The sequence below is a fragment of the Actinoallomurus sp. NPDC052308 genome, assembly GCF_040679195.1.
GTDB classification, from domain to species: domain Bacteria; phylum Actinomycetota; class Actinomycetes; order Streptosporangiales; family Streptosporangiaceae; genus Actinoallomurus; species Actinoallomurus liliacearum.
On record NZ_JBFAUM010000006.1, the window covers coordinates 298199 to 310979 of the forward strand.

Here is a 12781-nt window from a genome sequence, read left to right on the forward strand (position 1 = left end):
CCCAAGTGCCGGGCCCGGCCCCCCGGGTGGACGGTGGTCGGCGCCCGGGGGCCCCCCCCCGCCGAGGTCAGCCCCGCGCGGGTGACCGGGGACGGCCGGTCCACCGTCGCCGACCTCGTCGCCGTCGCGAACACCGACCCGGCGCGCGGCGAGGGCCACGACCGGCCGCTCACCCGCCTGACGCTCGGCGAGACCGAGCTGGCGCACCTGGCGCGGCAGGGCCTGGCCCCGGACTCGGTGCCGCACGCCGGCCAGGTCGTGACGCTGCGCCGCAACGCCAACCTGTCGACCGGCGGGACCAGCAAGGACGTCACCGACCGCGTCCACCCCGACGTCGTACGTCTCTGCCGCCGCGTCGCGGCGACCGTCGGCCTCGACATCTGCGGCATCGACCTGCGCCTGCCGGACATCACCGCGCCGCTCCCGGCGGACGCCGGCGCCTCCGGCGTCATCGAGGTGAACGCCTCGCCCGGCCTACGCATGCACCTGGCACCGTACGAGGGACGGCCCCGCGACGTCGCCGCGGAGATCATCGACCAGCTCTATCCGCCCGGCACCTCCGGGCGCGTGCCGATCGTGGCCGTCACCGGCACCAACGGCAAGACCACGACGGTACGGATGATCGCGCACCTGCTGGCGCAGGACGGCCGGCGCGTGGGGATGGCCACCACCGACGGCGTGTACGTCGGCGAGGAGCTCGTCTACCGGGCGGACGCGTCGGGCCCGCTCTCCGCGGCCATGGTGCTCGCGGACCGCACCGTGGACGCGGCGGTGCTGGAGACCGCGCGCGGCGGCATCGTACGGCGCGGGCTGGGCTACGACCGCGCCGACGTCGCCGTCCTCACCAACGTCACCGACGACCACCTCGGCGTCGACGACATCGCCACCGTCGACGACCTCGTCGAGATCAAGGCGCTGGTCGCCGAGGAGATCCGGCACGGCGGCCGGCTCGTGCTGAACGCCGACGACCCGCGTACGGCCGCGCTCGCCGACCGTCCCCGTGTACGGGACCGCGAGCCCAGCGTCCGCTACTTCGCCATGTCCGCGGCCGCGCCGCGCGTCGAGCGGCACCTGCGGACGGGCGGGATCGCGTACTTCGTCGAGGACGGCATGCTCACCGAGGCGAGCGGCGCCGGCCGGTCGGAGATACTGCCGGCCGCGGACGTCGCCGGGTCGTTCGGCGGGCTCGCCCGGCACGTCGTCGGCAACGCGCTCGCGGCCGCCGCGGCGGCGCGCGCCCTCGGCATGCCCGTCGACCTGGTCGCGCGGGGACTGCGGACGTTCGAACCGCACGACCTGAACCCGGGCCGCGGCTGCGCCTTCCAGGTCGAGGACCGCCCGATCGTGGTCGACTACGCGCACAACCCGGCGGCCGTGGCCGCCGTCGGCGAGCTCATGCGGCGGGTCTGGCGACGGGACTGCGTCGCCGCCGTCACGCTGCCCGGCGACCGCTGCGACGAACTGGTCATCGACACCGCCCGTGCGGTCGCCCGTTCCTTCGGCCGCGTGGTGGTGTACGAGGACGAGGACCTGCGCGGCAGGCGGCCCGGCGAGATGGCCGAGCTGATCAGGCGGGGACTCGTCGACGCCCGCCCCGACGTCCACGTGCACCCGGCGGGCGACCTGAAGGACGCGGTCGGCATCGCGCTCGGCGTCTCCGCACCGGGCGAGCCGATCCTGCTGCTGTACGAAAAGCTGCAGCCGGTCATGGACCTGCTCGACGCGCTCGGCGCGGCCTCGCTCCCGGGCGCGCTGTGACCGGAGAGCCGTCCCGCCGAGGGCGCTCCCGGCGACCCGCGCACGGCCCTTCCGGGACGTGCCCGGCGATCCGCTGAGAGTGTCGGCGGCGGTGCGCCGACCGGGCCGGGTGCTGCGACAGCGGCACCCGGCCCGGTCGCTAAAGCCACGCCCGCTCGCTGGCGATCCGGATCGCGTCGATCCGGTTGCGCGCCGCCGTCCTCGTGATCGCGCTCGACAGGTGGTTCCGCACGGTCTTCACCGACAGGGACAGCCGTGCGGCGATCTCCGCGGTCGTGGCCCCGTTCGCCGCGATGCGGAGGACCTCCAGCTCGCGCGGTGTCAGCGGGTTCTCCTCGACGGCGCGGGCGGTCCCGGCCAGCTCCGGGTCGATCACCGGGCGGCCCACCGCGACCTGACGGACGACGCGCATGAGGACGTCGGCCGGCGCCTGCCGGCTGAGCAGTCCGAGCGGGTCGACGGCCAGCGCTCGCCGTACGCCCACGGGGTCACCGCGGTCGGCCAGCATCACGACGGAGCACTCCGCGGTCAACTCGCGCAGATGTGCCACGCCCGTCGATCCCGCCGGGCCGGGCAGGTCGATGTCGATGACCGCGACGGCGGGACGCAGCTCCGCCACGGTCGCCGCGAGGCCGTCCCCATGGGACAGCGCGGCGACGACCTGGATGTCGGGTTCCCGGTCGAGACAGGCGGACAACCCTAACCGGAGCACGTGCACATGCTCGGCCACGAGCGTCCGGATCGCCGCCTGCCGCGAGTCGGTCCGCGTCGATCCCCACCGCCTTAACCCCGGTCGACGCTCCGAACATCGATCGTTTTTGTCCATGTACCGCCCCTGATCGCCCCTGTCGACAGCCGTAAGGCACTTTGCCCCGTACATCGCGGATAAACCTTGCAAAGCGCCGTGAGCTAGAACTTACTGGTCAAGTCACCGCAGCATGCCCCGTTTGAGGCAGGGGGCGACCGACTCGGTACGAGCGGTCACCCGACGGTGGGCGCGGAGCCCGCAAGTGCGGCCCGCAAGGCGTCGAGTGAGCCGGAACCTCCGGAGGCCTGCGACCCGCCCGGCGTCCCCGGAGATCCACCAGGCGTCGTCCGGGGGTCGCCGGCCGCCGCTGGAGCGGTCATCGTCGCGGGTACTCCGACCGGAGCGGCCGGTCCGGTCCCGCCCGGCTCCGCGGCGTCGCTCGCCCGGCTCGCCGCGGACCCGGGCCCGTGCGGGACGGCCGCCGACCGCGCCGGGGCGGAGGCCGAGCCACCCGCGCCCGCCGGCCCCCGGCGCGGTACGGACACCGGGCCGTCCCATGCCGCCGATCGGGCCGGGACGGAGACCGAGCCGAGAGCCTTGCGGCGAGGTCGGCCCGCGAGCGTCCGGACCCATCGGGGCCACACCCGGTACGCGGGCGCTCCCGGCCGGGCGGCACCGGCGAAGGCCCGGCGCCGCCAGCCCGTCAGGGAGCCGCGCTGGATGACCGTCCCAGTGTGCGGGGCGTGGACGAACCGGCCGCGGCCGACGTAGATGCCGACGTGACTCGCCCCGGAGAAGAACACCAGGTCGCCGGGGCGCAGGCTCCTCATCGGGACCTTGCGCCGGATCAGGTGGTACTGGATGTCCGCGCGGTGCGGCAGGCTGACCCCGCCCTTCCGCCAGGCCGCCATCGCCAGGCCCGAGCAGTCGTACGATCGCGGGCCGGCCCCGCCGAACCGGTACGGCTTGCCCATCTGCCGATAGGCGAATCGAACGGCTCGCCGGGCGGCGACCCGCTGCGCGGCGAGCCGGGTCAGGTAACGCTCATAGGCGTGCAGGACCCGGAACTGCCGATGCGTCGGCGCCGAGGCCGCCATCACGGTGTGTCCCCGCTCCGTACGGGCCGCCGCGCCGGACGGCGTCCAGAAGGCCAGGAGCACGCTGACGCCGATCACCGGGTATCGCAGTAAAGCGGGACGCGCAGCACCGAGATGGGCTTTACCGGTCGGAACACGGTCGTGGTACGTCGACTTCATCCACCATCCTCCAAATGGCGAGTGAGCCTTTTCAACGCAACACTTACCCTGAAAGACGGGACACGTACCATTACCCTTTTCGCCGCAATCCCCGCTATCCGGATTTCGATCGACCGCCGATTAAGAAAGGTCAGCACCGATACGAGAAAATGTCAGACGCCGGTAAACAGAACGCCGCCCAACCGCCTCGAATAAGGCGATTGGGCGAGGGTGCGGAACTCCACGAAAACGAAAACCGCCCGGCCGGAGTACCGGCCGGGCGGAAATCGGAGCCGAAGGTCAGGAGTTGCCGCCCCGGGCGAAGGAGGCGTCGCCGTCGCAGGCCGCCGCCGCCAGGCCCTTGATGGCGCCCGAGTTGCCGCAGATCACGATGGGCGCCGCGACCGGCGCGCTGACCTGGTCGTTGCTGAGCAGGTGGGTGGCCGACGAGCTGCTGCCCTGCGCCGAGGACTGGCTGCAGGCCTCGGGGCAGACCGGCGCGCCGACCGGCTGCGAGCAGGTCTGAGCGCAGGCCGGCGGCTGCTGGACGGTCGTCTGGGCCGGCGGCTGGGCCGCGTCGCAGGCGGTCGGGCAGGCCGGAGCGGCCGGCTTGGCGGGCTCGGTCGTCACCTGGGTGGACGACGAGCACGTCGCGGGGCAGGCCGAGTTCGCCTGCGAGGCCGTGCTGCCGCTGCTGATGCTCGAGTGGCCCCGGCAGGTCGCGGTGCCCAGACCGCCGTCGGAGATCGCGTTGCCGCAGATCAGGATCGGGGCGGTCAGCGGCGCGTGAACCTTGTCGTCGCTGCCGATCGAGGTCGCCTCGATGCCGTGGTCGTGGTGGTGGCTGACGAAGCGCAGGCGCTGGGCGGCGCCCGTGGCCAGGGTCGAACGCGGGCTGAGCGCGTTGATCGCGTTGCCGTTCGCGTTGACGGTGGTGTTCCGCAGCAGGTTGTTGGCGGTGATCGGGGCGGCGACGGGAGCGGTCACGTCCGCCAGCACGCCGCCGAGGAGGCTGCGGTCCCCGCGCGTCGTGTTGTTGTCGGCGTTGGCGATGCCGCCGCCGACCGCCGCGAACGCGGCTCCGACGAGGAGGGCTCGGGCGGCGCGAACAGTCCATTTACGCATTGGTCCCCCAAGGGTGTCTGTTTTTCCAGCGATGATGCGGGTGGTTTTCCGTCGCGGCGGGATCGCACGATCACGTTGGATCGGAATATTGGCGAGATCCACCCATCGTGTCCGCGAGAGCGGAGACCCGGATGCTTGAGCGGCGATTCGGACGTGCGGCACAGAATGTGCTCCACGCGTACGAGTCGGTCCGCTTCACGCACTCTCCAGGTGGCCGATGATCTCGAAAGTCGAAGGTTCTTGCTGACCGGTGGAAAGGCTAACACCGCCATTCCCGTCTGCCAGAGCACGTCAAATCGCTACGTAAAAGGGTCACCCGCCGCGCGGCGGTGTTCTCCACGGCGAGGCTCAGGCGAGACCAGGCGGGAGCCGGAAAGGCAAACGGCAGGCAACGAAGAGCGCTTCATTCGACGCCGATCCTTGATGTTGCCATTACCCGCGTTCCGCAATTCCCCTGGCCCGGCCGTCCGCCGGCGTCCGCGAGGGCGGGGAAAATCGGATGACATGCCGGTATCCGGTTCCTACGCTGCCTCGGGTGCGTGACCTGACCCGCCTGCCAAAGGCCCACCTGCACGTCCACCTCGAGAGCACCATCCGCTGGGCGACACTCCGGGAGATCGGGACCGCCAACGGCGTTCGAGTGCCGGAACCCCCCGCCGACGGCCCGGTCGTGTTCGAGGACTTCGGCCGGTTCGCCGACCTCGGCGCACTCGTCCGCGACTGCCTGCGCCGGCCGGAGGACTTCCGGCGGATCGCCGTCGAGTTCTGCGCGGACGAGGCCGCGCAGGGAACGCGGTACGCCGAGGTCACCTTCACCGCGGCCGCGCACGGTGAGCGTCTCGGCCATCCGGAGATGCCCCTCGAGGCGGTGCTCGAGGGACTCGCGGAGGGACAGGCCGCGTACGGCATCGAATGCCGGGTCCTGCTGGACCACTCGCGCCGGCGCTCGGTGGACCGCGCCCGGCACACGGTGGACCTGGCCGCGCGGTACGCGACGCACGGGGTCCTCGGCATCGGCCTGGCCGGCGACGAGGCCCATCCCCTCGCGCCGTTCGCCGAGGTCATCGAGTCGGCGCGGGACGCGGGCCTCCACCTCGTCCACCACGCGGGGGAGACCTGCGGACCGGCGAGCATCCGCGAGGCGATGACCGTCGGTCACACCGAGCGGCTCGGGCACGGGATCCGCGTCCTGGACGACGCCGGCCTGGTCGCCGAGGTACGGGACCGCGGCCTGCCCCTCGAGGTGTGCCCCTCGTCGAACGTCGCGCTCGGCGTGGCGCCCTCGTTCGCCGCGCACCCGCTGCCGCTCCTGCGCGACGCCGGGCTGGTCGTGACGGTGAGCACCGACATCCCGGTGATCGTGGGCACCACGCTGACCGAGGAGTACGCCCGGATCCGTACGGCGTTCGGGTACGACGACGCCGTGCTGGCCGAGTTGTCGCGGGCGGGGGTCGAGGCGTCCTTCGCCCCGGAGTCGACCAAGGCCCGGCTGCGCCAGGAGATCGACGCGTGGCTGGCCGCCCCCGCCTCCTGACCGGACGGGCACGGTCGGCCGCCCGGCGGTCGAGGCCGGCCGGCCATGGACGTCTCTGGACGTCCCGGGACGTCCAGAGCCGGACCGAGCCGTCCCGGGCCGGCCTTGGACGGCCCGGTCGCGGCCGCCGCTCGTACGGCGGCCGCGGTCGCGTTCGCGCCACCCGGCGCGACACCGCCCTCCCCGGACCGCCCCTGTCCGCGTGTCTCCGGCCTGCCTTACTAGGGTCGGAAGCATGTCCGATATGGCGTATCGCCCGCTGGGCGACTCCGGTCTCGTCGTCTCCGTCGTCGGCCTCGGCTGCAACAACCTGGGCCGTACGAAAACCCGTACGGAGACCCTCGAAGGCACCAGAAAGGTCGTCGACGCCGCGCTGGACGCCGGCATCACCCTCTTCGACGTGGCGGACATCTACGGCGCCGAACCGGGACTGTCCGAGGACCTCCTCGGCCAGTCCCTCGTCGGCCGCCGCGACGATGTCGTGGTCGCCACCAAGTTCGGGATGGACATGCGCGGCGCCAACGGCCCCGACTTCGGCGCGCGCGGGTCGCGGCGCTACATCCGCCGGGCCGTCGAGGCGTCCCTGCGCCGGCTGCGCACCGACCACATCGATCTCTACCAGTACCACGCTCCCGACGGCGTGACCCCGATCGAGGAGACGCTCGCCGCCTTGGACGAGCTCGTCCGCGAGGGCAAGGTCCGCTACATCGGCTCCTCGAACTTCGCCGGATGGCAGGTCGTCGAGGCCGACTACGTCGCCCGCGCCGCGGGCGGTGCGCGCTTCATCAGCGCGCAGAACCACTACAACCTGCTCCACCGCGGCCCCGAGGCTGAGCTCGTACCCGCCTGCCAGGCGTACGGCGTCGGGCTGCTGCCGTACTTCCCACTCGAGTCCGGCCTGCTCAGCGGAAAGTACCGGCGGGACGAGGCTCCTCCGGCCGGGACGCGGATCGGCGACACCCGGCGTGCCATGCACGCGGACGCGGACTGGGACACCATCGAGGCGATCGGCGACTTCGCCGACCAGCGTGGCGTGTCGATGCTGCACGTGGCCATCGGCGGCCTCGCCGCCCAGCCGACCGTGTCCTCGGTGATCGCCGGTGCCACCTCACCGGAGCAGATCCGCATGAATGTCGAGGCCGCGCAGTGGATCCCGAGCGATGAGGACCTGACGAAGCTCGCCGAGATCACGGGCTGAGGCGGCCTCCGGCCCGGCGACCGGATATCGCTCCGATCTCCACCTCGGCCGATTGAACCCCGGCGCGCCTTTTCGCGTACTCCCTGCCGACATCGGACCCGCACGGGCGGGGCGACCGCTCGCCGGCCCGATCGCGTCTCGCCCGGCGAGACGCGATCGGGCAGGGACCGAATCGTCGGGGGCGGGGCGGCCGGAAGACCTTCGGCCGCCCCTGGTCCGGCCCGCGTACGCGGCTCTCCGGGCCTGCTGTGAGGTGGGCACGGCGGCCGTGCCCGGATACGGTGAACGCCAGGGTCGATCACATGCGCCGGGGCGGGTCGTGCCGGGCGGAAGAGACCAGGGGATGGCCGGATGAGCGTCGCGCACACCGATGTCGGCGCCTACGTGCTGGGCCTGCTCGAAGAGGACGACCGCCGGGCGTTCGAGGAGCATCTGACCGGGTGCGCGGCCTGCGCCTCGGAGGTCGCGGAGCTCGGCGGCATGCGGCACCTCCTGAGCGGCGTCGTCCCCGTCGCGCCCGCCGCCGATACGCCGCCGGCGGACGTCACCGACCTGTTGCGGCGCCGGCGCCGGGCCGCACGCCGTCGCCGGCGCGGCACCATCGTGATCGGCTTGGCGGCGGGTGTCGCCATCGTCGCCGGCGGCGTGACCATCGGCGCCGCCCTGACCGGCCCCCGCGCGTACACCCACCACCACGGCAGCCCCGCCGCCGACCTCCTCGCGCGGGGCGAACGCCACACCGCCACCGACCCGACGACCCACGCCACCGGGATCGTCGCGACCGAGAGCGCGCCGTGGGGGACACAGGTCGCCCTGGACCTGGCCGGCGTACGCGGCCCGCTGACGTGCCGGCTGGTGGCGGTGACCCGGTCCGGGGAACAGCGCGCGGTGACGGCGTGGGCGGTCCCGGCCAAGGGGTACGGCGTGCCGGGCGCGCCGGCCCATCTTCAGGTGCACGGCGGAACGGTCGCCCCGCGTCCGCAGATCGTACGTTTCGACGTGCTCATCGACGGCGGCGGAACCCTCCTGAGAATCCCCGTATAGAGTCCGCGGCAGCCCCACGAAAATCAGCCGGCCGCTGTCAGCATGACGAGTTCAGGGCCGGCGTAGGCACTGCGTCTCGGCATGCGCGGAAAGGGGATCCCGGCCGGGCAGCGCGGCGATGGGCGGTGGGAGCCGCCGCGCCGTCAGCGTGTCCGTGAGGAACGGGCACCTGCCTTCCGCCCGTTCGCGACGGTCGCCCTACGGGGCACGGTGAGCGGCGTTCCGCGACGCCAGCCACGGGGACACGCGATCACGATCGAGGAGTTCAGGTCTGGCGAGCCGGTCCAGCATGAGGTGCACCGAGCCCGCCGCGTCCTGAGTCCACGCGTAACACTGCTCTTTGGTCCCGCACTGGATCGCGGCGCGGCTCCTCGCGACAGCGACGATCGCCGGGGCGTCGGCCCGGACCTGCTCGCTGTCCGCGGCAGGATCCCGCAGCCGTACTCCGGCCGCCGCGGCGACGCCGGCGATGTCGGACAACTGGTCGTGCAGCCAGTCCCATGGGGCGGCCTTGACCTCGTCGGCCCAATGACGTTCGCACGGCTCGGCATCATGGAAGCGCGGGTGAAAGTGTGCCGCCTCGAACCCTCCGTGCACGCCGTCGATGCGATCGAAGAGATCGGCTCGCCACAGCGGCTGATCCGCCACGATCTTCTGGGCCGCCGACTCGGTCCCGCGATGTGGCTGAGGGCTTCGCAGGCGCAGCTCGATGCGTGCCCCGTGCTCGAGGTGACCGTCCTTGATGCTGACCTCGAACCAGTGCCGGACGAGGATCACGATCTCGTTGTAGACGAAGGCGTGTAGCACCGCACCACTCCTCGACGATCGCCGGATGGCCGCCCGGGCGCAGGGCCACGAACGGTGGTCGATCACGGTGGACGCGCGGGCCGCCGGAGAACGCGTCATTCTCCCCACGCCCACTCGAGGCACGCAATCACCGGCCGCGCGGTTTCCTGAGGTTCCGCTGAGTGCGGCGCTCGCCGGACCGACGTTCGGCGCCGCCGTCCGGGTGATCAGATCGGATCCACCGACACCGGCGGCCAAGATGGATGGCGTGAGCGGACTCATAGTGCGGGAGATCCGGCCGGGAGACGGCGAAGGCTGTGCGCGGGCGTGGCAGGACGCCGGCCGACACTACGCCGCGATCGTGCCGGAGGTCGTGCAGGAGCCTGATCCCGAGGGTCTCGTCGAGTGGTTCGAGCAGGCCATCGGCGAACCTCGGGAGGAGGACACCGCCTGGTTGGTCGCCGAAGACGACGGCCAGGTGGTCGGACTCATCGAAGCGGCGGTGATCCGGCCGGCGCCCGACGCCCGCTGGCAGATCCAGCGGGACCTGTCACGGGTACGCCTCGTGATCAACGCCCTCGCCGTCGCTGCGGAGTGCCGCCGCCAGGGCACCGGCACGGCGCTCATGGCGGCCGCCGAGGCGTGGGGACGGCGAAGGGGCGCGGAGATCGCGGTGACCGACACGAACCTGAGCAGCCCGCTGTCGGTTCCGTTCTACGAGAAGCGGATGGCCTACCACCGACAGGGGATCACCCTCCGCAAAGCCCTCCACCCCGCGTGAGTGACCTCGTCGAGGAAGCCGTCGAGCGGCAGCACGACGGCGTCGGCCTTCTCCCGGTCGGCGGTCGCGGCCGCCGACCGGATCGGCCCGGTGACCTCAACGCCGGACGATAGGCCGCGTCCGTCCGGGGTCACCAGGGGATGACGCCCTCGTCATCGAAGAAGCCGCCGCGCGGTCCGTCATCCGGAAGGGTCGCGAGCCGGATCGCGATCGCGGCACCTTGCTCGGGCGTCCGCGGCGCGTTGAAGCCCGTGAAGTCGGTCGCCACATAGCCGGGGCAGGCGGCGTTCACGATGACGTTCGTTTCGGCGAGCCGGCGGGCGTACTGTGCCGTGACGCTGTTGAGCATCGACTTCGACGGGGCGTACGCGGCCATGATCGGGCCGGTCTGCAGCGTCAGCGAGCCCATGTTGCTCGACATGTTGACGATGCGCGGCGAGTCCGCGCGGCGGAGCAGCGGGAGCATCGCGTTGGTCACCCGAACGACCCCGAACACGTTCGTGTCGAGGACGGTGCGGACGACGTCGAGGTCGAGCGTCGTCGGGTCCTGCGCGCCACCGTCCGTCCGGCCGGAGATGCCCGCGTTGTTGACGAGCACGTCGAGCCGCCCTGCCGTCTGCTCGATGGTCGCCGCCGCCGCGGCGACGCTGTCGTCGGAGGTGACGTCGAGGGCGACCCCGAACGCGTCGACGCCTGCGGCACGCAGACGCTCGACGGCCTCCTCGCGCCTGGCATCGTCGCGAGCCCCCACCGCGACCGTGAAGCCGATCGCCCCGAGACCCTGTGCGATGGCGAAACCGATTCCCTTGTTCGCGCCGGTGACCAGCGCGATCTTCGTGTCGTTCACGCGATCCATGCTCGGCGAGCCGCGCGCTCGGGGTCCAACACCGACTCAGTCCGCTGTGATACCCACCGGGTATCACTCGGTAGGCTGCTCGCGTGGACGATCTCGAGACCCGCGAGCTCCGGTACTTCGTCGCCGTCGCCGAGGAATTGCACTTCGGACGCGCCGCTGTTCGGCTCGGGATCGCACAACCGCCGCTCTCACGCGCGATCCGCCAGCTGGAGCGGCGGCTCGGCGTCCGGCTCCTTGACCGGAACCGCCGTGGAGTGGCGCTCACCGACGCCGGCCGGGTGCTGCTCCACGAGGCCGGAGCGGCCCTCGACGCGGTGGCGGCCGCCGCGCGCCGGACGCGGCGTGCCGGGGATCCGAAGCGGCCGCTCGTGCTCGTGACGAAGGCCGGGGCGTCCCACGAACTGCTGCAACGGCTCCTCGACGCGCTTGCGAGCGAACCCGACGCGGCACCGATCGAGGTCCTCCTGTGCGAGGTCGGCGAGCAGGCAGGGCTGCTCCGCGACGGGCGCGCCGACGTGGCACTCATGCACCGGCCGTTCGACGACCTCGCCGGGTTCGACACCGAGGACCTCTGCACGGAAGGCCAGGTCGCGATCCTTCCCGCGGCGCATCCGCTCGCGTCACGCGATCAGCTCACGCTGGCGGAGGTCCGCGACGTACCGGACCTGCCGATCGCTCGATGGCCCCGGCTCGACGGGTCCTACCCGGACGGGCCCGGACCGGAGGTGCGCACCCAGTCGCAGCTCGCTCAGCTCGTGGCGCTCGGCAGGACGCTGCTCGTCATCCCGGCCTCCAGCCGCGCCTGGCAGTGGCCCGAACACGTCGCGGTGCCCGTCGTCGACGCGCCAGACGTCACCACGGTGATCGCGTGGCCCCGAAGCAGTCGCTCACCGGCGGTCGCATCACTCGTCCGCTCCGCGACCGGCCTCCACGGCACCGCGCCGCCTTCGCCCGCGGACCGCGTACGACCCGGCCGCCCTGCAGGGAGAACTGCAACGGAACCTGTAACCGGGGCGATTCATCTGCCGTCACCGGCCCTGCGTGGCCCGTGATCCACCATGGCAGGTGGCCGGCACCTCCCGCCGCAGGGCGGGAGGTGCCGGCCGTGTTCGGCCTCAGCTCTGCGGGAGCTGCGGCTTGGCCGACGCGGTGACGTGCGTCGTGTAGCGCTTGGTCCGGCCCCGCGTGCGCCGGGTGACCGACCAGCCGTTGCGCACGATGCTGATGCGCAGCTTGATGCCCGGCTGGCCGAGTTCCCACGTCACGGTGAGCTCCTTGGCGCCCGCCATCGCGTCGATCAACGCGGTGGCGAACTTGGACGTCTCCTCGTAGGTGACGAGGCCGGCCATGGTCGCCGTGTTCAGCACCGCCTCGATCTGGCCGCGGAGTTCGGAGAGGTCGGGGCAGTTCAGCTTTTCATCCGCCGACCAGGTCAGATCGGAGGACTGGATCTCGCCCATGGCGGAGGTCCTTTCGGGTGATTTTCGTTGTGCGTGCATGTCTTGCACAGCACCGTCCCGATGCGGCTAGGGGTGGCAAGCGATCTGCCGCGCTCTGCATGATTCGAGCTGAGCCAGCCCTGTTCAGCCACCCGACGGCCCAGATGCTCAAGCTTCTGGACGAACGACCTTCGCCTCTGGGGTCCGGCCTGCTCGGCTCGGCCTGGGGCAGCTGGGTCAACGCGTGCTGATGATCTCCCCTGAACGCCCCTGGACG

The 12781-nt window shown here is 72.2% G+C and carries 12 protein-coding genes; 6 read left to right on the forward strand and 6 right to left on the reverse strand.

Annotation, left to right across the window (positions count from 1 at the left end; all coding sequences use genetic code 11):
* Positions 1 to 1758, forward strand: a 1758-nt coding sequence (locus AB0L00_RS20320) for a Mur ligase family protein (RefSeq protein ID WP_364436160.1), incomplete at its 5' end; no start/stop codon positions are given.
* 139 nt (positions 1759 to 1897) lie between these two features.
* Here AB0L00_RS20320 and AB0L00_RS20325 read toward each other — a convergent pair.
* The 3 genes from AB0L00_RS20325 to AB0L00_RS20335 form a co-directional block, all read right to left on the reverse strand.
* Positions 1898 to 2488, reverse strand: a complete 591-nt coding sequence (locus tag AB0L00_RS20325; protein ID WP_364436162.1) for a response regulator transcription factor — start codon at positions 2486 to 2488, stop codon at positions 1898 to 1900.
* 251 nt (positions 2489 to 2739) lie between these two features.
* Positions 2740 to 3762, reverse strand: a complete 1023-nt coding sequence (locus AB0L00_RS20330) for a C40 family peptidase (protein ID WP_364436165.1) — start codon at positions 3760 to 3762, stop codon at positions 2740 to 2742.
* A gap of 279 nt (positions 3763 to 4041) precedes the next feature.
* Positions 4042 to 4866, reverse strand: a complete 825-nt coding sequence (locus AB0L00_RS20335; protein ID WP_364436168.1) for a chaplin family protein — start codon at positions 4864 to 4866, stop codon at positions 4042 to 4044.
* 535 nt (positions 4867 to 5401) lie between these two features.
* Here AB0L00_RS20335 and add point away from each other — a divergent pair.
* The 3 genes from add to AB0L00_RS20350 all read left to right on the forward strand — a co-directional run bounded on the left by add (position 5402) and on the right by AB0L00_RS20350 (position 8642).
* Positions 5402 to 6400, forward strand: coding sequence for an adenosine deaminase (gene add / locus AB0L00_RS20340; protein ID WP_364436171.1), 999 nt, complete (start codon positions 5402 to 5404; stop codon positions 6398 to 6400).
* A gap of 235 nt (positions 6401 to 6635) precedes the next feature.
* On the forward strand, positions 6636 to 7598 hold the full coding sequence (locus AB0L00_RS20345; protein ID WP_364436174.1) for an aldo/keto reductase: 963 nt from the start codon (positions 6636 to 6638) through the stop codon (positions 7596 to 7598).
* A 351-nt stretch (positions 7599 to 7949) separates the two neighbouring features.
* Positions 7950 to 8642, forward strand: a complete 693-nt coding sequence (locus AB0L00_RS20350) for a zf-HC2 domain-containing protein (RefSeq protein WP_364436177.1) — start codon at positions 7950 to 7952, stop codon at positions 8640 to 8642.
* 198 nt (positions 8643 to 8840) lie between these two features.
* Here AB0L00_RS20350 and AB0L00_RS20355 read toward each other — a convergent pair whose 3' ends face one another.
* Positions 8841 to 9449 (reverse strand): hypothetical protein, encoded by a 609-nt coding sequence (locus AB0L00_RS20355; RefSeq protein WP_364436180.1) that lies wholly within the window; start codon positions 9447 to 9449, stop codon positions 8841 to 8843.
* A gap of 247 nt (positions 9450 to 9696) precedes the next feature.
* On the opposite strand from AB0L00_RS20355, the gene AB0L00_RS20360 reads away from it, so the two are divergent.
* Positions 9697 to 10209: a GNAT family N-acetyltransferase gene (locus tag AB0L00_RS20360; protein ID WP_364436182.1), complete on the forward strand. Its 513-nt coding sequence runs from the start codon at positions 9697 to 9699 to the stop codon at positions 10207 to 10209.
* A gap of 130 nt (positions 10210 to 10339) precedes the next feature.
* Here the strand turns inward: AB0L00_RS20360 and AB0L00_RS20365 are convergent, their stop codons facing one another.
* On the reverse strand, positions 10340 to 11065 hold the full coding sequence (locus AB0L00_RS20365) for an SDR family oxidoreductase (protein ID WP_364436185.1): 726 nt from the start codon (positions 11063 to 11065) through the stop codon (positions 10340 to 10342).
* A gap of 83 nt (positions 11066 to 11148) precedes the next feature.
* Between AB0L00_RS20365 and AB0L00_RS20370 the strand changes: the two genes are divergently transcribed.
* Complete coding sequence (locus tag AB0L00_RS20370; RefSeq protein ID WP_364436187.1) at positions 11149 to 12117, forward strand: LysR family transcriptional regulator; 969 nt, start codon at positions 11149 to 11151, stop codon at positions 12115 to 12117.
* 63 nt (positions 12118 to 12180) lie between these two features.
* On the opposite strand, the gene AB0L00_RS20375 is transcribed toward AB0L00_RS20370, so the two are convergent.
* The gene (locus tag AB0L00_RS20375; RefSeq protein WP_364436190.1) at positions 12181 to 12525 is read right to left on the reverse strand and encodes a hypothetical protein; all 345 of its coding nucleotides are present in this window, start codon (positions 12523 to 12525) and stop codon (positions 12181 to 12183) included.
* Between the last annotated feature and the right edge of the window lie 256 nt (positions 12526 to 12781).